Source organism: Streptomyces sp. 8N616 (genome assembly GCF_052246385.1).
In the GTDB taxonomy this organism is placed as follows: Bacteria; Actinomycetota; Actinomycetes; order Streptomycetales; family Streptomycetaceae; genus Streptomyces.
The window spans coordinates 53,977-76,089 of sequence record NZ_JBQQBY010000003.1; the positions used below are offsets into that span (position 1 = coordinate 53,977).

Here is a 22,113-nt window from a genome sequence, read left to right on the forward strand (position 1 = left end):
GGTCGGCTCCGTCCGCGGCCGCGCGGGGCGGCGGCACCAGCGCCTCCGCGCGGGAGCGCGCCCGCGCTAGGCCGTCGGCCGCTGGCCGCGGCGGGTCAGCCAGAGCGCTCCGGCCACTCCGGCGAGGAGAACCGTTCCGCCGAGAGTTCCGAGCGCCACCGCCGAGTCCGCAGGCCCGGTCTGCGGCAGCTGCTCGCCGCCCGACGGCTCCGACTGCGCACCGCCCGTACCACCGGTACCACCGGTACCGCCCGCGGCGCCCTGCACGTCGAGCGCCAGCGACGGCTTGGGGTCGTTCACCGGGTTGCACGTGGTCGTCGTGCCCAGCGCCTTGATCGTCAGGGTCGAGGCGGTGAAGGTGACCTTGCCGCTCGCCTTCGGGGTGTAGGTACCCGTCAAGTCAGTGATCTTGATCGGGGTGTTGGCGGGGATCGCCTCGGCGTTCGGCGGGCCCGACACGGGCACCGTGCCGCTCTCCGCTCCGCCCAGCTTGATCAGCGCACTCGGCTTCATCGCCCCCTTGCCCAGCTCGACCGGGCTGGACGAGACGCCTTTCTCGAAGGTCATGGTGAGCTTGTAGGCGCTGCCGTTCTTGACGCTCCTGATGTCGATGGGCGAGACCGCGCCCTTGTTGCCGATCGGCGTCTTGCACTGGTAGTCGACGTCCACGACCTCGGCGTGGGCGGCAGGGGCGGCCAGCAGAACCGCGGACCCGGCCGCCACTGCCGCAGCCACCGCGAGCGCGCCCCCGCGCGCGGCCGCACGGCGCTTCGTACGGGACACCTCGGAAACCTCGGACACCTCGGGATCCCCCTCTCGTCGGTCGGTTGTCGCCACCGGTCAATTACTGACGACACATCAGATCCGGCGCGACAGTACGCCGGGGACCTTGTAGAGGGAAGACAAAGAACACGCCGGATCGGCGTGTTCGGAACAGGCTGGGGGCAGAAGCGGCGTCCTAGGCGGGCGCGGCCAGTTCCGCCCAAACGGTCTTGCCGATGCCGTCGGCGTTCCGCACGACCCCCCAGTCCAGGCACAGCCGCTGGACGATGAACATGCCGTGGCCGCCGGGCCGCCCCGCGCGGTGCGGGGTGCGGGGTGCGGGCGAGCCCGTGCCGAGGTCCACGACCTCGAGCCGCAGGACCTTGGCCGTGCAGCCGACGCGGAGCTCCTCCGGGCCCTCGGCGTGCAGACAGGCGTTGGTGACGAGCTCGGAGACGACGAGCAGCACATCCTCGGCCGCGGCCCGCTGGTCGCCGGTGGCCGCAGGCAGCCAGCCCCAGTCGTAGAGGGCCTGCCGGGTGAAGTCCCGGGCGCTCGGGACGATGCCGCTCGCCCCGTTGAGACGCAGCGTACGCACCTGGCCGGACGCGGGTACGGCAGGGGAAGCACCGCCCGACTCCGGGCCGCGATCACCCGGCGAGTACGGCCGCGTGGTGCTCATCAGCGCTTCACCTCACCGATTCGCCGGTAACACAGGTAACGGGTACCTGACAGATTCATCAGATTCAGCTGTCTCCTGCCCGACCAATGCGCGAGAACACCCACTTCTTCGCTGCGGAACGTGTGACGCATATAACGCGCGTATCACGATTCGCGGCGGGCGGGGGAGCGCTCAGTCGGCCGGCGAGTCGGCGAGAGCCTCGTCGAGCGTGTCATGCACAGTGAAGACGGCCTCCGCGCCTGTGATCTCGAAGACCCTCGCGACCACGGGGAGCATGCCGACCAGATGGACGCCACCACCTGCCGCTTCGGCCTTGAGCCGGGCGCCCAGCAGTACGTTGAGCCCGGTGGAATCACAGAACTCGAGCTGTGAACAGTCCACCACCAGCCGGGATCGCCCCTGGTCGACGCACCCCTCCAGCGGCTCTCGCAGCACCTCGGCGGTGTGGTGATCGAGCTCACCCGCCGGTGTTACGACCGCGCTGGACCCGTGGTGCCGAACCTCGACCTGGAGTCGGCCCCTGTTGGCACTGCCGACCATCCCGCGGTCCATGCGCACCCCTTCTGGTTGCTTGCGACGGCGCACCCCGAACCCTACGCCTTCGATACGCCGTCCGGTAGACGAACATCCCCTCGAAACGGACATAGGGCCATAATCAGACCTTGCTTTCCGCTGGCCGGAGCGGGTAGGGCTAGTAGGGACACGTTCAACCACAGCCGGCTTCGGAGGCGCCGCACACCGCAGGAAGAGAATCGGCACCCGGCAGCCATATGCCGAGAACGATGGAGGAGACAATGTCACCCCGGCTCGACGAGCTGCGTACCGCCGACGACGCCCCCCACGGGCCCCGGTCCGCGACGTCGACAACCGAACCCGAGCAGCCGGAGCAGGCGCTCGCGCGGCTCGAACCGCTCGAGCACCAGATCGGCGCTCACGAGGGTCACGACGAAGACGTCTTCGCGGACCTCCCCGAGATCCCTCCGTACGACGAGGTGGCCCCGCTCGACGCGAGGGCCCTGTCCAAGACCCTCTTCGCGCGACTCGAGTCGCTCGAGGAAGGCACCCACGAGTACGCGTACGTCCGTAACACGCTGGTCGAGCTCAACCTCGCCCTGGTGAAGTTCGCGGCCTCCCGGTTCCGCTCCCGCAGCGAGCCCATGGAGGACATCGTCCAGGTCGGCACGATCGGCCTGATCAAGGCGATCGACCGCTTCGAGCTGAGCCGCGGCGTGGAGTTCCCCACCTTCGCGATGCCGACGATCGTCGGCGAGATCAAGCGGTTCTTCCGCGACACCAGCTGGTCGGTGCGCGTTCCGAGGCGGCTGCAGGAGCTGCGGCTCGACCTGGCCAAGGCGGGCGACGAGCTGTCCCAGCAGCTCGACCGCGCGCCGTCGGTGGCCGAGCTCGCCGAGCGCCTCGGCATCACCAAGGACGAGGTCGTCGAAGGCATGGCCGCGAGCAACGCGTACACCGCGAGCTCGCTCGACGCCCAGCCCGAGGAGGACGACACCGAGGGCGCCCTGGCGGACCGCATCGGTTACGAGGATCACGGGCTCGAGGGCATCGAGTACGTCGAGTCGCTGAAGCCGCTGATCGCCGAGCTGCAGCCGCGGGACCGGAAGATCCTGTCGCTGCGCTTCGTGGCCAACATGACGCAGTCCGAGATCGGCGAGGAGCTCGGCATCTCGCAGATGCACGTGTCGCGGCTGCTGACACGCACCCTCGGCCGATTGCGCAAGGGCCTGATGATCGACGAGTAACCCCCCATTGTGGACGTGTGGGCAGTTGTTCCGCTGAGCGGAACTGCTGCCCACACGTCTGTCACACGAGTTCGCCGCGGTGCCAGACGGCGGCCGCGAGGGGGACGCCGGGGCGGTAGGCGAGATGCACGTGCGAGGGGGCGTCCAGCAGCACCAGGTCGGCCAGGGCGCCCGGCGCGATGCGTCCCACGTCGGTACGGCGCAGCGCCGCGGCCCCGCCCGCCGTCGCCGACCACACCGCCTCGTCCGGCGTCATCCGCATCTCGCGTACGGCGACGGCGATGCAGAAGGCCATGGAGCTGGTGAAGGACGAGCCGGGGTTGCAGTCGGGGGACAGTGCGACCGTGGCGCCCGCGTCCAGCAGGCGGCGCGCGTCGGGGTACTGCGCGCGCGTGGAGAACTCCGCGCCGGGGAGCAGGGTGGCGACCGTGTCGCCGTTCGCGAGGGCGTCGACGTCGGCGTCGGTCAGGTGCGTGCAGTGGTCGGCCGAGGCCGCGCCGAGCTCCACGGCGAGCTGTACGCCGGGGCCGTACGAGAGCTGGTTGGCGTGCACCCGCGGGGTCAGGCCGCGGGCGGCGCCGGCCGTGAGAACGGCGCGTGCCTGGTCGCCGTCGAAGGCGCCCTTCTCGCAGAAGACGTCGATCCAGCGGGCGTAAGAGGCGCAGGCGTCGAGCATCGGGCCGGTGACCAGGCCGACGTACGCGGCCGGGTCGTCGGCGAACTCGGGGGCGACGATGTGCGCGCCGAGGTATGTCACTTCGTCGGTGTGGGCGGCCGCGATGCCCAGAGTGCGGGCCTCGTCCTCGACGGTGAGGCCGTAGCCGGACTTGATCTCGATGGTGGTGGTGCCCTGGCGCAGCGCCTCGCGGACGTAGCGGCCGGCGTTGGCGTGCAGGACGTGGTCGGAGGCGGCGCGGGTGGCGGCGACGGTGGTGCGGATGCCGCCCGCGGTGTACTCGCGGCCCGACATGCGGGCGTTGAACTCCTCGGTGCGGTCTCCGGCGAAGACCAGGTGGGAGTGGGAGTCGACGAAGCCGGGGATCACGGCCCGGCCCTCGGCGACGATCCGGTTGTCAGTGGTGGGTGCTTTGCTGGTTTCACCGACCCAGGCGATGCGGTCGCCGTCGATGACGACGGCCGCGTCCTGGATCAGACCGAGGGGGCCCGAGCCGAGGGAGGGGGTATTCGTGACGAGGCTCGCGATGTGGGTGATGGCGGTGGCCATGGTCGCGCTGTTCTCCAACCGTTCGCTGGTGTCCGGGCGTTGGCGGTGGTCCGGGCGTTGGCGGTGGTCCGGGCGTTGGCGGTGGTCCGGGCGTTCGCTCATGTCCTGGCTTTCGCCGGGGTCCGGCCGCTCGCTGTTCTCCGCCCGTCCGATGGCCGTCAGACCCGCAGTGCCGCGATCGCTTCGGCCAGTGACGCCGGGACGTGCGGGACGAGCTGGTGGACTCCGTCGCGGACGATGTGGCGTCCGGCGACCACGGTGTGGCGGACGTCCGCGCTGGTCGCCGCGAATATCGCGGTCTCGGTGGCCAGTCGGGGCATCGGCCCCACGGTGCGGACCGAGTCCAGCGCGACCGTGGTGAGGTCGGCGAGCGCGCCCACCTCGATACGGCCCGCCTCGTGCCAGCCCAGTGCGGCGTGTCCGTCCTCGGTGGCCGCGCGCAGCAGCTGAGAGGCGGTCCAGTGGCCGCGGGTCCGGGTGCGAAGCCGCTCGTCGAGCTCCATGGCGCGGGCTTCTTCGAGCAGGTCGATGACGGCGTGGCTGTCGCTGCCGAGGCAGAGCGTGCTGCCCGCATCGTGGAGCTGCTTGGCCGGGCCGATGCCGTCGGCGAGGTCCCGCTCTGTCGTGGGGCACATGCACACGCCGGTGGACGAGCCACCGATCAGGGCGATGTCTCCGGCGGTGAGGTGGGTGGCGTGGACGGCGGTGGTGCGCCGGCCGAGCACCCCGTGGTCGGCAAGCAGCCGGGTCGGGGAACAGCCGTGTGCCCGCCGGCAGGCGTCGTTCTCGGCGGTCTGCTCGGAGAGGTGGACGTGAAGGGGGGCGCGGTGGTCCTCGGCCCACTTGGCGACGGTGCCCATCTCGACGGCAGGGACTGCGCGTACGGAGTGGATGGCCGCGCCGAGCCGCGCGTGGTCGCCCAGCGAGCCGGGGGCGAGGGCCGAGACGCGCTCGGCCCAGGCGTCGGCGCTGCCGTCGCCGAAGCGCAGCTGGTCGTGGCCGAGCGGCGCCCCGCTGCGGCCGGTCCCGAAACCGGAGGCGAGATAGCAGGTGTCGAGGAGGGTGATGCGGATGCCCGCGTCGGCGGCGGCCGCGATCAGGGCCTCGCCCATGGCGTTGGGGTTGCTGTACCGGTCGCCGCCCGGGGCGTGGTGCAGATAGTGGAACTCGCCGACGGCGGTGATCCCGGCCAGAGCCATCTCGGCGTAGACGGCCCTGGCGAGGTCGAAGTACGTGTCGGGGGTGAGGCGGGAGGCGAACTGGTACATCACCTCGCGCCAGGTCCAGAAGGTGCCGGAGCCCACCTGGACCGTGCCCCGCAGGGCGCGGTGAAAGGCGTGTGAGTGCGCGTTGGCCATGCCGGGGACGGTCAGGCCGCGCAGTGTGACCGAGCCGGGCGGCGGGACGGCGGTGTCGGGGTGCACGGCCGCGATCCGCCCGTCGTGGCCGGTCTCGATCAGCACCTGTGGTTCGACCGTGCCGTTCAGCCAGGCGTGTTCGGCCCAGTAGGTCTGCGGTGTCAGGGACACGCAAGGCCCTCCAGTACGTCGGCGAGTGCGGTCACGCCGGCGAGGCAGTCGTCCTCGACGGCCGTCTCTGCGGGTGAGTGCGAGACGCCGGTGGGGTTCCGCACGAACAGCATGGCGGTGGGCACCGAGGCCGACAAAATACCGGCGTCGTGGCCCGCGCCCGTAGGCAGCACCGGGACGGGCGCACCGTCCGTGCCGAGCAGGGCCGCGAGCTTATCGCGCAGGCCGTGCTCGAACTCGACCACGGGGGTGAAGGACTCACGGGTGACACGCACGTCGACGCCCTCGCGCGCCCCGCGCTCGACGGCCGCCCGCTCGATCTCGGCCACGACGGTGGCGAGGGTCTGCTCATCGACGGCGCGGGAGTCGAGCCAGCCGCGGACCAGGGACGCGATGGCGTTGACGCCGTTCGGCTCGACGCTGACCTTGCCGAAGGTGGCGAGGGCGCCGGAGCGGGCCGCCTTCTCGCGGGCGGCGAGCACGGCCGCGGCGTAGGTGAGCATCGGGTCGCGGCGGTCCTCGATACGGGTCGTCCCGGCGTGGTTGGCCTCGCCGTGGAAGTCGAACCGCCAGCGGCCGTGCGGCCAGATCGCGGAGGCCACGCCGACGGGGTGGTTGATCCCCGCGGCGGAGCCGCTGTCGAGCGCAGCGAGGGCGCGGCCCTGCTCGACGTGGAGTTCGACGAACGCGCCGATGCGGGCGAGTTGTTCGGGGTCGGGGCCGATCGCCGACGGGTCGTGGCCCGCGCGCTCCATGGCCTGCGCGAGAGTGACGCCGTCGGCGTCGCGCAGATCGTGCGCCTGCGCAGCGGTCAGCTGCCCCGCGGTGAGGCGGGAGCCGACGCAGGCGAGGCCGAAGCGGGCGCCTTCCTCGTCGCCGAAGTTGACGATCGCGATCGGGCGGGTGGGCGCCGCCCGGCGTGCTCGCAGCTCGTCGAGTGCGGCGAAGGAGGAGACGACGCCGAGGGGGCCGTCGAAGGCGCCGCCGTCGGGGACGGAGTCGAGGTGCGAGCCGGTGACGACGGCGTTGTCCCCTGCGGGGTCGCCGAGCCAGGCCCACTGGTTGCCGTTGCGGTCCAGCTCGTAGGCGAGTCCGCGGGACTCGGCCTGCGCCTGGAACCAGGCGCGGCAGTCGGCGTCGGCGCCGGTCCAGGCATAGCGGCGGTAGCCGCCGGTGGCCGCGGAGCGGCCGATGGGCAGGAGATCTGCCCACATCTCGTGGAAGGAGGCCGGTTGTGGGCATTCGTTCCGCGGGGCGGAACGGGTGGGCACAACCGGCCACCGGCCCGCAGGCGCGCACGAAACGGAATCCCCGGCGGGGGCTGGCGCATCACCGCCGACCGCGGGCCGGTGGTCGGGGTGTGCCCACCCGTTCCGCCCCGCGGAACGATTGCCCACACCGGGGTTCATGCGCCCTCCCGCATCGGGATGCGGACCTCGCGCTCGCGTGCGACCTCGTCCGCACGGTCATAACCCGCATCGACGTGGCGGATGACCCCCATGCCCGGGTCGTTCGTGAGCACGCGGCGGATCTTCTCGCCGCCCAGCCTCGTGCCGTCGGCGACTGTGACTTGGCCTGCGTGAAGGGAACGGCCCATACCGACCCCGCCCCCGTGGTGGATCGAGACCCAGGACGCGCCCGACGCGACGTTGACCATCGCGTTGAGCAGCGGCCAGTCGGCGATCGCGTCCGAGCCGTCGAGCATGGCCTCCGTCTCCCGGTACGGGGAGGCGACCGAGCCGCAGTCCAGGTGGTCGCGGCCGATGGCCAGCGGGGCCTGGAGCTCTCCGGAGGCCACCATGTCGTTGAAGCGCTCGCCCGCGCGGTCCCGTTCGCCGTAGCCGAGCCAGCAGATGCGGGCCGGGAGGCCCTGGAAGTGCACCCGCTCCCCCGCCATCTTGATCCAGCGGGCCAGGGACTCGTTCTCCGGGAAGAGGTCGAGGATCGCCTGGTCCGTCCTGGCGATGTCGGCCGGGTCGCCGGACAGGGCGGCCCAGCGGAAGGGGCCCTTGCCCTCGCAGAACAGCGGCCGGATGTACGCGGGCACGAAACCGGGAAAGGCGAAGGCTCGGTCGTAGCCCGCCAGTTGGGCCTCGCCGCGGATGGAGTTGCCGTAGTCGAAGACCTCGGCGCCCGCGTCCATGAAGCCGACCATCGCCTCGACGTGCCTGGCCATGGACTCGCGCGCCCGCTGCGTGAAGTCCGCGGGCTTCTCGGCCGCGTACGAGGCCATGTCGTCGAAGTCGATGCCCAGCGGGAGGTATGAGAGCGGGTCGTGGGCGCTCGTCTGGTCCGTCACGATGTCAATCGGGGCGTTCATCGCGAGCAGCTGCGGTACGAGGTCGGCCGCGTTGCCGAGGACGCCGATGGAGAGCGGGCGACGGGCGTCGCGCGCCTCGACGGCCAGCTGGAGCGCGTGCTCCAGACTGTCGGCCTTCACATCCAGGTAGCGATGCTCGATGCGGCGGTCGATCGCGCGCGGGTCGCAGTCGATACAGATGGCGACACCGTCGTTCATGGTGACCGCGAGCGGCTGGGCGCCGCCCATGCCGCCGAGACCGGCCGTCAGCGTAGTCGTGCCCGCCAGCGTCCCGCCGAACTTCTTCGCGGCGACGGCCGCGAACGTCTCGTACGTGCCCTGGAGGATGCCCTGGGTGCCGATGTAGATCCACGAACCGGCCGTCATCTGCCCGTACATGGTGAGTCCGAGGGCCTCCAGCCGCCGGAACTCCTCCCAGTTCGCCCAGTCCCCGACCAGGTTGGAGTTCGCGATCAGCACACGCGGCGCCCACTCGTGGGTCTGCATCACGCCCACCGGGCGGCCGGACTGGACGAGCATGGTCTCGTCCTGCTTCAGCGTCCGCAGCGTGCGGACCATGGCGTCGAAGGAGCGCCAGTCGCGGGCCGCCTTGCCCGTGCCGCCGTAGACGACGAGCTTGTCCGGATGCTCGGCGACCTCGGGGTCGAGGTTGTTCTGCAGCATCCGCAGGGCGGCTTCCTGCTGCCAGCCCTGAGCGCTCAGTTCCGTACCACGCGGTGCTCGCACAGGTCGCGGTCCTGACATGAGCCCTGCCTCCCTGCCGTCGATGGATTGAGATATTCACATCCTCTAAGGATGAATAGACGTAGTCAACAGGGGGCTGTGCGACTACAGCGTGAATCCGGCCGGGAAGGGGTCCGCCGGGTCCAGCAGGTACTGGCCCATCCCTGTGATCCATGCCCGCCCCGTGACGGTCGGGACCACGGCCTCGTGCTCTCCGACGCGGGTGGTCCCGGTGAGACGGCCGGTGAAGCGGGTGCCGATGAAGGACTCGTTGACGAAGTCCTGGTGGAGCGGCAGCTCCCCGCGCGCGTGCAGCTGCGCCATACGGGCACTGGTGCCCGTGCCGCACGGCGAGCGGTCGAACCAGCCCGGGTGGATGACCATCGCGTTACGGCTGTGGCTGCCATCCGGGGCACCCGGGCCGCCCCGGCCCGGCTCTCCCGGGGCCGTGAACTGGACGTGGTGGCAGCCCGAGATCCCCGCCTCCTCCGGGTGGACCGGCCGCCGCTGCCGGTTGATCTCGCCCATGATGGCCAGACCGGCCGCGAGGATCTCCCCCTTCCGTTCCCGGGAGAAGGGGAGGCCGAGCCGCTCGAGCGGCGTGATCGCGTAGAAGTTTCCGCCGTACGCCATGTCGTAGCGGACCTCGCCGATGCCGGGCACACGCACGGTGGCGTCGAGCTCGGCGGCGTACGAGGGCACGTTCCGGAGCGTGACGTGCTCGGCGCGGCCGTCGCGCACGGCGACCTGCGCCTCGACCAGCCCTGCCGGTGCGTCCAGACGCACCGTGGTCACCGACTCGGTCACCTCGACCATCCCGGTCTCGACCAGGACCGTCGCCACGCCGATCGTGCCGTGCCCGCACATCGGCAGGCATCCGGAGACCTCGATGAACAGCACGCCCCAGTCGGCATCGGTGCGCGTCGGGGGCTGGAGGATCGCGCCGCTCATCGCGGCGTGGCCGCGCGGCTCGTTCACCAGCAGCCGGCGGATGTGGTCGAGGTGCTCGACGAAGTGCAGGCGACGGGCCGCCATGGTGTCACCGGGGATCGGGCCGACGCCGCCGGTGACGACGCGTGTGGGCATGCCCTCGGTGTGGGAGTCGACGGCGCTGAAGCAGCGGGCGAGGGGGGTACCTCCCACGCCCTTAAGGCTGTGGGGGAGCATCAGACCGCCTCCGCCGCCGGCGCAAACGCATCCAGCGCTCGTTTCATGTCGGCATCCACCGCGGCCAGTTGGGCGTCGGTCAGCGGCCCGCGGGGCGGGCGGCACGGGCCGCCGTACCGGCCGACCAGGTCCATGCCGCGCTTGATCGCCTGGACGAACTCGGTGCGCGAGTCCCAGCGGAATGCGGCGACCAGCGGCTCGTACAGCGCCCTCGCCTCGGCGAGCCGTCCGGCGCGGGCGAGCTCGTAGAGCCGGGCGGACTCGGCGGGGAAGACGTTCGGGAACCCGGCGAACCAGCCGGTCGCGCCCATGAGGAGCGCTTCGAGGACCAGGTCGTCGGCGCCGGCGACGACGGCGAGACGCGGCGCCTGCTCCTTGATGTGGAGGACGCGGCGGACGTCGCCGGAGAACTCCTTGACCGCGACGACGTTGTCGATCGCGGCGATCTCACCGAGCGCCTCGGGGGTGAGGTCGACCTTGGTGTCGAACGGGTTGTTGTACGCCATGACGGGCAGGCCGGCCTTCGCCACCTCCTCGAAGTGGTGCACGATCTCGGCGGTGTTGGCGCGGTAGAGGGTCGGAGGGAGACACAGGACCCCGTCGGCGCCGTCCTCGGCGGCGAGCTCGGCATGCCGCCGGGCCTGGTGCGCGCCGGGCGCGTGCACGCCCACGACGACGAGCGCGTCCCGGCCGACCGCGTCGACGGCGGTACGGGCGACGGCGCGGCGCTCGGCCTCGCTGAGGGAGGAGTACTCCCCGAGCGAGCCGTTGGGGCCTACGCCGTGACATCCACTGTCGACGAGCCAGCGGCAGTGGGCCGCGTAACAGTCGAGGTCGGGGCGGAGGCCTGCGGGGGCGGTGGGGTCGTCGGCGTAGGGGAGGGCGGTCGCGACGATGACGCCGGTGAGGGACTGCGCGTGGGGCTTGGGCATCCGGGGCTCCTTGTGTGCGGGTTGGGGGCGTGCGGATTGCGAGTGCGGGTGCGTGGGTGCGCGGTCTGCCCGGGCCACCCCGCCCCACCCCTGACCCGACGCCGGAGTCACGGCGGCTCCGCCAGGTCGCCGAGACGGATGGGCTGGGCGATGGGGCGGCGGTCCGCGCCGGAGGCGTCCAGGCCCGCGAGCTCGGCCGCGTTGCGGCCGCAGACGCGGCCCTGGCACGGGCCCAGGCCCACCCGGCTGGTGAGCTTGAGCGTCCGCATGCCGTCCGCGGCGCGGTCCCGGACCGCGCTGCGCAGGTCTCCGTATGTGACCTCCTCGCAACGGCAGACCAGGGTGTCGTCCGTCAGCCAGGTCCGCCAGCCGGGGCGGACGCGGTGCGCGTCGGCGAGGGCCTCGGCGAAGCGGCGTCCGGACCGTACCCGGGCCGCCGCCCCTGGCCGGATGGTTCGGCCCGCAGCCGCCAGCCCCGCCACCTCCCCCTCCGCGGCGGCCGGTTCTGCCCCGCCGATGCCCGTGATCTCGCCCGCCGCGTACACGTCCGGTACGGAGGTCGCCTGCGCGGCGTCGACGGCCACGTACGGGCCCTGCAAGGCGCACCCGGCGGCCGCGGCGAGCTCCAGCTGCGGTGTGAACCCGTAGCCGACGCAGACCGCGTCCACACCATCGATCCGGCGCTCGCTGCCGGGCCGGATGTTCCAGTCCGGGTCGAGGCGAGCGACGGTCACCGCCTCAACGCGGTCGCGGCCGTGCGCGGCGACGACCGCACGGCGGGTGCGGTACGGGACGCGATGCACCGCCAACCGGGCTGCGTACGCGGCGAGTTCCGGCAGCTTCGAGAGGCCGTCGCGGAGGGCGGCGACGGGGTGGCGCAGCCAGCGGGCGGGGGTCCCCGCCTCGTACACGCCGAGGCACTCGGCCCCAACGTCGAGCAGGGATGCCATCACCGGCAGCAGGAACGGTCCGGTCCCCGAGACGACGACCCGGCCGCCGACCGCGATGCCCTGCCCCTTGGCGAGGGCCTGGGCCGCGCCCGCGCTGCAGACGCCCGGCAACTCCCAGCCGGGGAAGGGGAGTACGCGGTCGTACGCGCCCGGGCACAGGATCAGCGCGGCGGCCCCGATCGTCCGCACGGGGCGGGCCGCGTCGGCGGGGCCCTGCTGGGTGTGGACGAGGTGGGTGCCCTCCGGGCCCGGTTCGAGGGCCCAGACGGAGGTGCGGGGGCGGTGGTCGATCCGGGGGTGCTCGCGTACGGCCCGCTCGAGCCGGGCACCGGCGCGGACCGTACGCATCCCGGCACGGACCGTCCGCGTGTCCGGCGGACCGACGAGCGGCTGCCGGTAGAACTGCCCCCCGGGCCGCGCCCCGCCGTCGAGCAGCACCACGGAAACCCCGGACTCCGCCGCGGCGAGCGCGGCGGCGATCCCCGCGGGGCCCGCCCCGACCACGACGACGCCCTGCGCCTCTTCGACGATCACAGCGACTCTTCTCCGTTCGGATCCTCACTGTTCGGACCGGTCCGGATGTCGTCCCCGGCCTCCGCCTCGCGGAGGCAGGCCCGGACGGCGGGGAGGCCGTTGACGGTGACCAGGCAGTCGTGGCAGATGCCGATGCCGCAGAAGAGGCCGCGCGGACGGCCGCCGTGACGGGTGGTGCGCCACGACGTACGGCCCGCGGCGATGAGGATCGCCGCGATCGTCCTGCCGGGCACGAACGCGTGCTCCTCGCCGTCGATGGTCACCGTGCGCATGGCTGCTCTCCGACCGACAGTCCTGGCCGCCCCGCCCGGAACGGCTCGGGGTCGACGTGCGGGCGCTCGCCCGCGTACAGCTCCGCGAGCAGCCGGCCCGTCGCCGCCGCGAGGCCGATGCCCGCGCCCTCGTGCCCCGTCGCGTGCCAGAGGCCGGGGCGGCGCGGGTCCTGGCCGATGACCGGAAGGTGGTCCGGGGTGTAGGGGCGGAAGCCGCCGTATGCGCGCATGACGGGGACGTTCCGCAGGGCGGGGAAGAGGCGCACGGCCTTGCGGGCGAGCTGCCGCAGTACGGTCACCCGCACCGTCTCCTCGAATCCGGCGCGCTCCCGGCTCGAGCCGATGAGCACCGTCCCGGCGCGGGTCGACTCCACGACCGTGGACGTCCGCAGGCCCGCATCGCCGCTCCCGGCCGCGCCGGTGTAGTCGGCGTCGTAGACCTTGTGCCGGACGGTGCCGGGCGGCAGCGGCGCGGTGACCAGGATCAGGCCGCGGCGCGGCAGTACGGGCAGCGGGGCACCGGCCGCCGCGGCGAACGAACCGGCCCACGGGCCGCAGGCGTTGACGACCGCTCCGCACGGAACGGGGCCGCTCGTAACGGTGAGGAGGGCGCTCACGCGGCCGTCCCCGCCGTACGCCACGCCCGTCGCCTCCGCGCCCGTACGGACCTCGCTCCCCCGCGCGCGGACGGCGGCGAGCAGCGCCGTGGTGGCGAGCACCGGCTGGAGCTGGGCGTCCTCCGGGTAGAACGCTGCGCCCCTCACCCGGCGCGTCACCCGCGGCTCGTAAGCCGCCACGTCGGCCGGCGTCAGGTCGCGCACGTCGACCCCCGCGGCTCGCTGTGCCGCGGCGAAGGCCCGCAGGCCCGCCGCATCCCGCTCGCCGGTCGGTCCGTCGGGGGCGACGACGAGCCCGCCCTTCGGTTCGTACTCGCAGGCGGCCGCCCGCGGCCCGAGTTCGTCGGCGAGCGCCGCGAGCAGGGCGGGCCAGCGGCGCAGGGAGGCCTGGGCGAGGGCGAGTTCGGGGCCCGGGGCCTTGTCGGACACGAGGAGGTTGCCCTCGCCGCCGGCGGTGGTGCCGGAGGCGAGGGGGGCGCGGTCGAGGACGGTGACGCGCGCGCCGCGCCGGGTGAGGGCCTCGGCGCAGGCCGCGCCGATGATGCCGCTGCCCACGACGACCACGTCGGGGTGTTTCCGGAGGACGTGCATGCACCGCACCGCCGTTCCCTGGCTCGCGTTCCCTGGCTCGGGAGAACCGTTCTCCAGAAAGAACGACGCCGACGCTAATGAGGCGCGCCGGGCGGGTCAATACCCGCGCCGTCCGGGTATTCGATCAACAGCACGGAGACGACCGGGACTTCACCCGCCGTCTCGTAGATGTGCGGCCGCGCGCCCGGCAGGCACACGTAGTCGCCGGGCCCCAGTTCGTACGGTGCACCGGGCGGGCCGACGCGGAGCACCCCCTCGGTGACCACGACGTGTTCCAGGCCCGGGTGCCCGTCCGAGTGCTGGCGCTCCCCCGGCCTGACCCGCTGGTCGTAGATCTCCAGCACGCCGCCCCTCGGCTCGATACGGCGCAGCAGCCGCAGGTCGACGGCCTCGCTGCTCAGCACGTCGAGCCCGGCGGACCGTACGAGCAGCACGTCCTGCTCGGTCCGCTCGGTGACGAGATCGGAGACCGGGACCCCGAGAGCGTTCGACAGAGAGAACACCGTCTGGATGGTGGGGTTGCCGTTGCCGGCCTCGAGCTGCGACAGGGCGCTCTTGGCGACGCCGGACCGGCGGGCGACCTCGGAGAGCGACAGACCGCGCTCGGTGCGCAGCGCGCGGAGGTTGGCCCCCAGCATGCGCCCTGCCCGTCCCTCTGCCCCGGCCACGGCTCCTCCTCGCTCTGCGGCCGCCACTGTAACGAGCGGCTGTGACGGAAACGATGGGCAGGGGCGGCCCGTGGGTGGTGGAGTGGCTGTATGACCACCGAAGACTCCGCAGCCAGGGACCCCGAGGGCAGGGGCGGCGGGCCGGCCGCCGGACGCGACCAGGCCGTACGGGCCGCGGTGGAGCAGGGCCTGATCACGCCGGAGTCCCCGGTCGCCGGGCTGCTGGACGTGACCGGCATCCGGCGCTCGGCGGCCGCGCTGCGTGCCGCCTTCGCCGAGGTCACCGCCCCCGGCACCCCGGTCCTGCACGCCTTCGCCGTGAAGGCGGCGGCCCTCGTCCCCGTGCTGCGGCTGCTGGCGGACGAGGGGCTCGGCTGCGAGGTGGCCAGCCCCGGGGAGCTGGCGCTGGCCAGGGCGGCGGGCCTGCCCGCGGACCGTATGGTGCTCGACTCGCCCGCCAAGACGTACGCCGAGCTGCGCGAGGCCCTCGCCCTCGGCATCGCCGTCAACGCCGACAACCCGCAGGAGCTGGCCCGCCTCGACACGCTCGTGGGCTCGCCGGGCTCGCCGGGCTCCTCGGGCTCCTCGGGCTCCTCGGGCTCCTCGGGCTCCTCGGGCGAGATCGCCTCCCCGCTCGGGCTGCGCGTCAATCCGCAGGTCGGCGGCGGCTCCATCGATGCGCTGTCCACCGCGAAGCCCATCTCGAAATTCGGGTTCGCGCTGCGCGACGAAGGGGCGCGCGAGTGGATCGTGCGCGCCTTCCTGGACCGGCCCTGGCTGACCCGGCTGCACGCCCACGTCGGCTCCCAGGGGATGCCGCTGGAGCTGATGGCCGCGGGCGTGCGCGAGACGTACGAGCTCGCCGAGGCGATCAACGCGGCGGCCGGACGCCGGCAGATCGACACCCTCGACATCGGCGGCGGCCTGCCCGTCAGCTTCGCCTCCGACGAGCCCCCGGCCTTCGGCGACTACGCACGGCTGCTGCGCGCCACCGTCCCCGGCCTGCTCGACGGGCGGTACGGCCTGGTCACCGAGTTCGGCCGCGCGCTGCTCGCCAAGAGCGGAATGGTGCTGGCCCGCGTGGAGTACGCCAAGTCGGCCGGCGGGCGTCCGATCGCGGTCACGCACGCAGGCGCCCAACTCGCCACCCGTACGGTCTTCGCGCCCGAGTTCTGGCCCGTACGGGTGGTGGCGTACGACGCGAAGGGGCGGCCCAAGGCGGGCCCGCGCGTGGCCCAGGACGTGGCGGGGCCCTGCTGCTTCGCGGGCGATCTGGTCGCCGAGAACCGGCCGCTGCCGCTGCTGGAGGCCGGTGACCTGGCCGCGCTGCTCGACACCGGCGCGTACTACTTCACGAACCACTTCGCGTACAACAGCCTGCCGCGCCCACCGGTGTACGGCTTCGCGGCCGACCCGGCTGCGCCCGGCGGCGTGCGCTTCGCGCTCGCCCGCCCCCAGCAGACGGTTGCGGAGATCGTCGCCGAGAGCGGCGGGGCGCAGCGCGACGCGCTGACCAGCGGCGGGCTGGGCGGTGATGCGCTCAGCGGCGGGGGGCGGGGCGGGGGTGAGCAGGGCGGCGGTGCGGATTCCGTCACTTGACCCAGTAGTGGATGTTGCGGAAGCGGGCCTCCGCCTTGCCCTCCCCATGGTGGTAGACGCCGTTCTTGAAGTGCCGGGTCGCGGGACCCCGGTCGTCGGCCGTCAGCACCAGCTCGTCGTCGGCGTAGACCTGGATCTTTCCGGCGTCCGCGTCATGGGCGACCTTCAGGTTCCACCATGTGTCGTAGACACCCTTCTTGATGACCTGGCTGTCGTAGCGCTTGACGGTGCCGCCGTTCTCGTTGTGGATCCGCATCATGATGTCGGTCGCCGGCGTGCCCGCCGGGTGCTTGGCTCGCAGGATCTGCATGAAGTCGGCGCCGTCCGAGCCCGCCGGGATGTAGACGTCGGCGTCCCACATGTGCTTGCCCGAGGTGTACTCCTGGCGCCAGCGCATCTCGGTGCGCGGGTCGGTGCCGCTGCCCTGCTCGAAGGGCTCGTCGGTGGAGTACACCCACATGGTGTGGGTCTTCGAGCCCGAGTCGTACCGGTAACGCTCGCTCAGGTCCAGGTTCCACGGCTTGTGCATCGAATGGCTGAAGGACGCCTGTTCCCAGCCGTCCGTCGGATCCGCTGCAGGTGCGGCGGCCCCATCGGCGGGGGCGGGCGTACCGCCTTCTCCGGCGATGACGGGAGACTCCGCCGCGACGAGCGCCAGCCCGCCCAGCACTGCGGCCGCGGCGACGGATGCCAGGATGCGGCGTTTGGACCTAACGGCTCCGCGGCGTGCGGACATGACGACTCCTCAGCGTGGGGGGATGGGTCAGTCCGGGCCGGCCGCGCCACTCAAGGGCTGGCCCAGACCAATGGGCACCGTAGTGGCGGCTGGATTGTCATGTCTATACCAGTGACGGCGCGCGAGTCCGCCGTGATGCCGGGTGACGCGGGGGCGCGAACGGGGTAGCCGCATTCCATGCAGACCGCGGACACCTCACCCGCCGAAGGCGGCGCGCCCGAAGACGGCACCCCGCTCAAGCGCGCCATCGGCACCAAGCTGATGATCCTGTTCGTCATCGGCGACATCCTCGGCACGGGCATCTACGCCACCACCGGCAAGGTCGCCGGGAAGATCGGCGGGGCACTGTGGGTGCCGTTCGCGATCGGCTTCGTCGTCGCGCTCCTCACGGCGGCCTCGTACGTGGAGCTGGTCGGTAAGTACCCGAGGGCGGCCGGGGCGGCGCTCTACACGCAGAAGGCGTTCAAGGTCCCCTTCCTGACCTTCATCATCGCCTTCATGGTGCTGTGCTCGGGCCTGTCGTCCGCGAGCGCGGCCGCCCGCGCCTTCAGCGGCGACTACCTCCAGGAGTTCGTGGACATCCCGCCCACGCTCATCTCGATCCTCTTCATCCTCACCCTCGCCTCGCTCGCCCTGCGCGGCGTCTCGGAGTCCGTGAAGACGAACGTGGTGCTGACGCTCGTCGAGCTGACCGGCCTGGTGGTCATCCTCTCCATCGGGGCGTGGGCCGTGATCACGGGCGAGGGCGAGCCGTCGCGGCTCGGCGACTTCCACACCGACGGGTCGGGGTACGCGCTGCTCACGGGTGTCCTGGGCGCGACGGCGCTGGCGTTCTTCGCGTTCGTGGGCTTCGAGGACTCGGTCAACATGGCCGAGGAGACCAAGAACCCGGCGCACACGTTCCCCCGGGCCATCTTCCTCGGCGTCACGGTCACCGGCACGGTCTACGTCCTGGTCGGCTTCGTCTCCTCGCTCCTGGTCGACTACAAGGTGCTGGAGACGTCCTCCGGGCCGCTTCTGGAGGTCGTCAAGGCGAGCGGGCTCGACTTCCCGCCGAAGCTCTTCGCGCTCATCGCGCTGTTCGCGGTGACGAACTCGGCGCTCATCAACATCATGATGGCCTCGCGGCTCTGCTACGGGATGGCGAACGAGCGCATCCTGCCCCGCGGCATGGCCCGCGTCCTCCCGCGCCGCAGGACGCCGATCGTCGGCATCCTCTTCACCACCGCGATCGCGGTCGGGCTCGTCTCGACGGGCGAGATCGAGGGTCTCGGCGACACGACGGCCTTCCTGCTGCTGTGCGTCTTCGCGGTGGTCAACGTGGCCGTGCTGGTGCTCCGCAGGGACCGCGTCCCGCACGCCCACTTCCGTACGCCGACGGCCCTGCCCGTATTCGGCGCCATCACCGCCGTGATCCTGGCCAGCCCGCTGGCGGACCGCGCGGCGGACGTCTACATCCGGGCCGGCGTGCTGCTCGCGATCGGCATCGGGCTGTGGGGGGTCAACAAGCTGGTGCTGCGGGCGCGCGGAGAGTGAGGCGACGGGCCGTACGAGCCGTACGCGCCGTACGCGCGCGAACCGGCGGCAGTCATCACCGGCCCCGGGTCACTCCACGAACAACCCCCGTTCCGCCGCCTGTGCGTCGAACTCCTCCAGGCGCGCCTGGGCGTCGGGAAGGGCGTCGCACATGGCCTCCAGGAGGGCCCGGCCGAGCAGCATCGGTGCGCACGCCGTGTCGAAGGCGAGGCCCGTGCCGACCGCCGCGGGCAGCAGCAGGTCGCTGTGCTTGGCGACCGGGGCGAAGGCGCTGTCGGCGACCGTCACCACCGTCAGGCCCGCCTCGCGCGCGTGGTCCAGGGCCTCGACGACCTCGCGCGGGTGGCGCGGCAGCGCGAAGCACAGCAGCGCGCTCGCGCCCGCGCGGCGTGCCGCGTCGATCCGGTCGGCGAGCATCGTGCCGCCCTCGTCGAGAATCCGGACGTCCGGGTGCACCTTGGCCGCGAAGTAGCCGAAGCCACGCGCCTGCGCGGAGGCGGCGCGCAGCCCGAGCACCGGCAGCGGCCGGGAGCCGGCGAGCAGCCTGCCCGCGCGCTCGACCGGTGCCGGGTCGGCGAGCGCGGCCGCCAGGTGCCGCAGGTTCTCGATCTCGGCCTGCACCGCCTGCTGGTACTCGTTGTACGAGTCCGCGCCCGCCGTACGCTCCGCGGGCGCGACCTCCCGCAAGTGCCGCCGCAGCGCCGGGTATCCGTCGAAGCCGAGCGCGACCGCGAAACGGGTCACCGACGGCTGGCTCACCCCGGCCAGCTCGGCCAGCTCGACGCTCGACAGGAACGGCGCGTCCGCCGCCCGCCGCACCATGCAGTGCGCGATGCGCCGCTGTGCCGGCGTCAGCCGGTGCCCTTCGAAGAGCTTCTGCAGCCGCGCGGACGCACTGGCCGTACGGCTGTCCCCGCCCCTGCCCGTACCGCCACCGCTGGTGCTGCTCTCCGCGTCGCTCATGTCCACGTCCTCCCGTCCTTCGTCGCGGAAGCCCCGCGTCCCCCGGCTCACCGTTCCGCCAGTTCCGCGAACCGATCGAGCACCCCGGCCGCTCGCGGCCAAGTCCCGCGCCCCGCACCGCGCGTCCGCGGCGAGCCCCCGTGCCTGCTGGTCGGGAACGTGCCGGGCGGCGTGGTCGACCGGCGTACAAAGTCGGTCACCGATAGGGCCCGGCGTCGAGGACGAAGGCGGCCGGGCTGCGGCGGGAAGCGTCCGTCTATTCAGTCCCCAAGAACTCTGCATGAGCATATGCAAACCGGCGAGGGATGGCCAGTGATCACCTTCGACGCGGCAACCGGCCGCCGCGCCGCGGGCGCCCCGTCAAGCAGGCGGCAGCAGCTTCTTCTGCGGCTTGCCCATGGCGTTGCGCGGCAGCGCGCCGAGGAAGACGACGCGGCGCGGGCGCTTGTGGGCGGAGAGGTGGGCCGCCACGAAGTCCGTCAACTGCCGTTCCGTGACGCCTTCGTCGGCGACGACGTACGCGACGATCTCCTGGCCCAGATCGTCGTGCGGCGCGCCGACCACCGCCGCCTCGTGCACCGCAGGGTGGTCGAGCAGCGCGTTCTCCACCTCGCCCGCGCCGATGCGGTAGCCACCGGACTTGATGAGGTCGGTGGAGGCACGGCCGACGATGCGGTGGGAGCCGTCGGTGTCGATCGCCGCGATGTCGCCGGTGCGGAACCAGCCGTCCTCGGTGAAGGAGGCGGCGGTCGCCTCGGAGCGGCCGAGGTAGCCGCTGAAGAGCGTCGGCCCGGTCAGCTGCAGCTCGCCGATCCCGGCGCCTTCCTCGGTCGCGATGCGGGTGCTGATGCCGGGCAGCGGCGTGCCCACGTACCCCGGGCGGCGCTCGCCGCCCGCCCGCGCCGAGACGGTGATCAGAGTCTCCGTCATGCCGTAGCGCTCCACGGGCCGGTGGCCGGTCAGCGCCTCCAGGTCCCGGAAGACGGGCGCGGGCAGCGGCGCGCTGCCCGAGACCAGCAGCCGGGCTCCGGCCAGCGCCCGCCCCGCGGTGGCATCGCGTACGACACGCCCCCACACCGTGGGGACGCCGAAGTAGAGCGTCCCACCGGCCGCCGCGTATGCCTCCGGGGCCGGGCGGCCCGTGTGCACCAGACGGCTGCCCACCCGTAGCGCGCCCAGCACACCGAGCACCAGACCGTGCACATGGAACAGCGGCAGGCCGTGCGCGAGGGTGTCCTCCGGGGTCCACTCCCAGACCGCGGCGAGCCCGTCCAGGTCGGCCGCCACCGCGCCCCTCGGGATCAGCGCGCCCTTGGGCGCCCCGGTCGTGCCCGAGGTATAGAGGATCAGGGCCGTGGTGTCGGGCCCCGGCTCCGGCTTCGTCCAGGATCCGCGCTCGGAGAGATCGACCGGTACGGATTCGATGCCCGGCGCCACAGGCCCCGAGCCCTCGGCCGCGTGCCCGGGCCCCGCCGCGCTCAGCAGCAGCTCGGCGCCCGAGTCGCGCAGGATGTGGTCGCGCTCGGCCGGGCCCGAGTCCGGCGGCAGCGGCACCACCGGCACCCCGGCCAGCAGGCCGCCGACCACCGCCGCGACCGTCTCGAGCGACGCCTCGGCCCGTACGGCGGCCGCGGAGGCCCCCGCGATACGGACCGCGACCGCGGCCGCCGCTCCCGCCAACCGCTCGCGCGAGCAGGGCCGCCCCGCGACGGTGATCGCGTCGGCGCTGTCATCGCCGTACGGCCCGGTCAGGGACGGCAGCAGAACGTCGGACACGGGCGCTCCTTCTCCTCCGGGGGCCGGCCCCCACTTCGCTTCGGGGGTTACCCCCACCGACACCTTCCATCCGTGACCGTAGCGTGAAGGACATGGAGGCCCGCGACCCCGAGCTGAAGAAGGAACTCGACGCGACCCTGCAAGCTCGCAAGGAGCTGGGGCCGGAGTACGAGCCGGAGCTCGTCGACTCGTTCCTGGAGAAGGTCGGGCAGCGGCTCGACGGGACGATCGACCAGCGGAGGCGCCGACAGCTCGCCGAACACCGGATGGTGGTCGCCCGGGGCGCGCGGCCGCCCGGAGCGGCCGCAGGCGGCGACACCTTCGGGGAGCGGTTCGGCTTCGGCGTCATTTCGCTCATCCTGGCCGTGCCGCTGTCGGCGATCGGCGCGGTGCACGAGGGCCTGCCCGGCCTGGTCGTCTCCTGGCTGGGCATCTTCGGCGTGAACGCCGTGCACGCCATGGGCCGGATGCCGTGGCAGCTGCGCCGCCGGAAGTCCGAGGCCGGCGACCGGGACTGAGCCATCGAGGACCGCGGGAGGCCTCGGGACACCACAGGGCCGACCGAGAGGGAAGCGAGCCGACGGGGACCCGGCCGAGGGAGGACCCGGCCGAGGGGGAAATGACGACCGGGCGGCCCGTATCCGCAGATCACGGGCCGCCCGGCTGCGAGATGTGCGCGGGGACCGCCGCACCCCGGCCGGGCCGGGGGCGGGACGACGGCGGTCCCCGCGAGGGACGCGTGCCGGGTCAGGGCCGGTCTTCCACGTCCGA

Annotated in this window: 20 protein-coding genes; 4 read left to right on the top strand and 16 right to left on the bottom strand. The window is 72.8% G+C overall.

Going from position 1 to position 22,113, the window contains the following annotated elements:
• Positions 1-66 precede the first annotated feature (66 nt).
• The 3 genes from ACTWQC_RS03380 to ACTWQC_RS03390 form a co-directional block, all read right to left on the bottom strand.
• Positions 67-783 (bottom strand): LPXTG cell wall anchor domain-containing protein, encoded by a 717-nt coding sequence (locus ACTWQC_RS03380; RefSeq protein ID WP_443314195.1) that lies wholly within the window; start codon positions 781-783, stop codon positions 67-69.
• A 175-nt stretch (positions 784-958) separates the two neighbouring features.
• Positions 959-1,444 carry an ATP-binding protein gene (locus ACTWQC_RS03385; protein WP_443313982.1) on the bottom strand — a complete coding sequence of 162 codons (486 nt, stop codon included), beginning with the start codon at positions 1,442-1,444 and terminating at the stop codon, positions 959-961.
• A 171-nt stretch (positions 1,445-1,615) separates the two neighbouring features.
• The gene (locus ACTWQC_RS03390; RefSeq protein ID WP_443313983.1) at positions 1,616-1,996 is read right to left on the bottom strand and encodes an STAS domain-containing protein; all 381 of its coding nucleotides are present in this window, start codon (positions 1,994-1,996) and stop codon (positions 1,616-1,618) included.
• A gap of 230 nt (positions 1,997-2,226) precedes the next feature.
• On the opposite strand from ACTWQC_RS03390, the gene ACTWQC_RS03395 reads away from it, so the two are divergent.
• The gene (locus ACTWQC_RS03395) at positions 2,227-3,204 is read left to right on the top strand and encodes an RNA polymerase sigma factor SigF (RefSeq protein ID WP_443313984.1); all 978 of its coding nucleotides are present in this window, start codon (positions 2,227-2,229) and stop codon (positions 3,202-3,204) included.
• Positions 3,205-3,265: 61 nt separating this feature from the next.
• Here the strand turns inward: ACTWQC_RS03395 and hutI are convergent, their stop codons facing one another.
• The 10 genes from hutI to ACTWQC_RS03445 all read right to left on the bottom strand — a co-directional run bounded on the left by hutI (position 3,266) and on the right by ACTWQC_RS03445 (position 14,732).
• Positions 3,266-4,429 carry an imidazolonepropionase gene (gene hutI / locus ACTWQC_RS03400; RefSeq protein WP_443314196.1) on the bottom strand — a complete coding sequence of 388 codons (1,164 nt, stop codon included), beginning with the start codon at positions 4,427-4,429 and terminating at the stop codon, positions 3,266-3,268.
• 158 nt (positions 4,430-4,587) lie between these two features.
• The gene (locus ACTWQC_RS03405) at positions 4,588-5,958 is read right to left on the bottom strand and encodes a formimidoylglutamate deiminase (protein ID WP_443313985.1); all 1,371 of its coding nucleotides are present in this window, start codon (positions 5,956-5,958) and stop codon (positions 4,588-4,590) included.
• Positions 5,949-7,172, bottom strand: coding sequence for an allantoate amidohydrolase (locus tag ACTWQC_RS03410; protein ID WP_443313986.1), 1,224 nt, complete (start codon positions 7,170-7,172; stop codon positions 5,949-5,951). The genes ACTWQC_RS03405 and ACTWQC_RS03410 overlap by 10 nt, the downstream gene beginning before the upstream one ends.
• 191 nt (positions 7,173-7,363) lie before the next feature.
• On the bottom strand, positions 7,364-9,022 hold the full coding sequence (gene hutU / locus ACTWQC_RS03415) for a urocanate hydratase (protein ID WP_443313987.1): 1,659 nt from the start codon (positions 9,020-9,022) through the stop codon (positions 7,364-7,366).
• Between the two features lie 84 nt (positions 9,023-9,106).
• Positions 9,107-10,168: a proline racemase family protein gene (locus ACTWQC_RS03420; RefSeq protein WP_443313988.1), complete on the bottom strand. Its 1,062-nt coding sequence runs from the start codon at positions 10,166-10,168 to the stop codon at positions 9,107-9,109.
• Complete coding sequence (locus tag ACTWQC_RS03425) at positions 10,168-11,100, bottom strand: dihydrodipicolinate synthase family protein (protein WP_443313989.1); 933 nt, start codon at positions 11,098-11,100, stop codon at positions 10,168-10,170. Before ACTWQC_RS03425 ends, ACTWQC_RS03420 begins: the two co-directional genes overlap by 1 nt.
• Before the next feature lie 107 nt (positions 11,101-11,207).
• On the bottom strand, positions 11,208-12,584 hold the full coding sequence (locus ACTWQC_RS03430) for an FAD/NAD(P)-dependent oxidoreductase (RefSeq protein ID WP_443313990.1): 1,377 nt from the start codon (positions 12,582-12,584) through the stop codon (positions 11,208-11,210).
• On the bottom strand, positions 12,581-12,856 hold the full coding sequence (locus ACTWQC_RS03435; protein ID WP_443313991.1) for a (2Fe-2S)-binding protein: 276 nt from the start codon (positions 12,854-12,856) through the stop codon (positions 12,581-12,583). Before ACTWQC_RS03435 ends, ACTWQC_RS03430 begins: the two co-directional genes overlap by 4 nt.
• Positions 12,844-14,064: an NAD(P)/FAD-dependent oxidoreductase gene (locus ACTWQC_RS03440; protein ID WP_443313992.1), complete on the bottom strand. Its 1,221-nt coding sequence runs from the start codon at positions 14,062-14,064 to the stop codon at positions 12,844-12,846. Before ACTWQC_RS03440 ends, ACTWQC_RS03435 begins: the two co-directional genes overlap by 13 nt.
• 74 nt (positions 14,065-14,138) lie before the next feature.
• On the bottom strand, positions 14,139-14,732 hold the full coding sequence (locus ACTWQC_RS03445) for a helix-turn-helix domain-containing protein (RefSeq protein ID WP_443313993.1): 594 nt from the start codon (positions 14,730-14,732) through the stop codon (positions 14,139-14,141).
• A gap of 90 nt (positions 14,733-14,822) precedes the next feature.
• On the opposite strand from ACTWQC_RS03445, the gene ACTWQC_RS03450 reads away from it, so the two are divergent.
• A complete protein-coding gene (locus tag ACTWQC_RS03450; RefSeq protein ID WP_443313994.1) occupies positions 14,823-16,331 on the top strand; it encodes a diaminopimelate decarboxylase in 1,509 nt (502 codons plus the stop codon).
• Here the strand turns inward: ACTWQC_RS03450 and ACTWQC_RS03455 are convergent.
• Positions 16,324-17,067: a cinnamyl alcohol dehydrogenase gene (locus ACTWQC_RS03455; protein WP_443313995.1), complete on the bottom strand. Its 744-nt coding sequence runs from the start codon at positions 17,065-17,067 to the stop codon at positions 16,324-16,326. The two genes, ACTWQC_RS03450 and ACTWQC_RS03455, sit on opposite strands and share 8 nt — an antisense overlap.
• A 177-nt stretch (positions 17,068-17,244) precedes the next feature.
• On the opposite strand from ACTWQC_RS03455, the gene ACTWQC_RS03460 reads away from it, so the two are divergent.
• Positions 17,245-18,603, top strand: a complete 1,359-nt coding sequence (locus ACTWQC_RS03460) for an APC family permease (protein WP_443313996.1) — start codon at positions 17,245-17,247, stop codon at positions 18,601-18,603.
• A 69-nt stretch (positions 18,604-18,672) separates the two neighbouring features.
• Here ACTWQC_RS03460 and ACTWQC_RS03465 read toward each other — a convergent pair whose 3' ends face one another.
• Both ACTWQC_RS03465 and ACTWQC_RS03470 read right to left on the bottom strand, forming a co-directional pair.
• Positions 18,673-19,566 (bottom strand): MurR/RpiR family transcriptional regulator, encoded by an 894-nt coding sequence (locus tag ACTWQC_RS03465; protein ID WP_443313997.1) that lies wholly within the window; start codon positions 19,564-19,566, stop codon positions 18,673-18,675.
• A 360-nt stretch (positions 19,567-19,926) separates the two neighbouring features.
• Entirely contained in the window at positions 19,927-21,342 is a 1,416-nt protein-coding gene (locus ACTWQC_RS03470; RefSeq protein ID WP_443313998.1) for an acyl-CoA synthetase, read from the bottom strand.
• Between the two features lie 92 nt (positions 21,343-21,434).
• On the opposite strand from ACTWQC_RS03470, the gene ACTWQC_RS03475 reads away from it, so the two are divergent.
• Positions 21,435-21,860, top strand: a complete 426-nt coding sequence (locus ACTWQC_RS03475) for a hypothetical protein (RefSeq protein ID WP_443313999.1) — start codon at positions 21,435-21,437, stop codon at positions 21,858-21,860.
• The last annotated feature ends 253 nt before the right edge of the window (positions 21,861-22,113 follow it).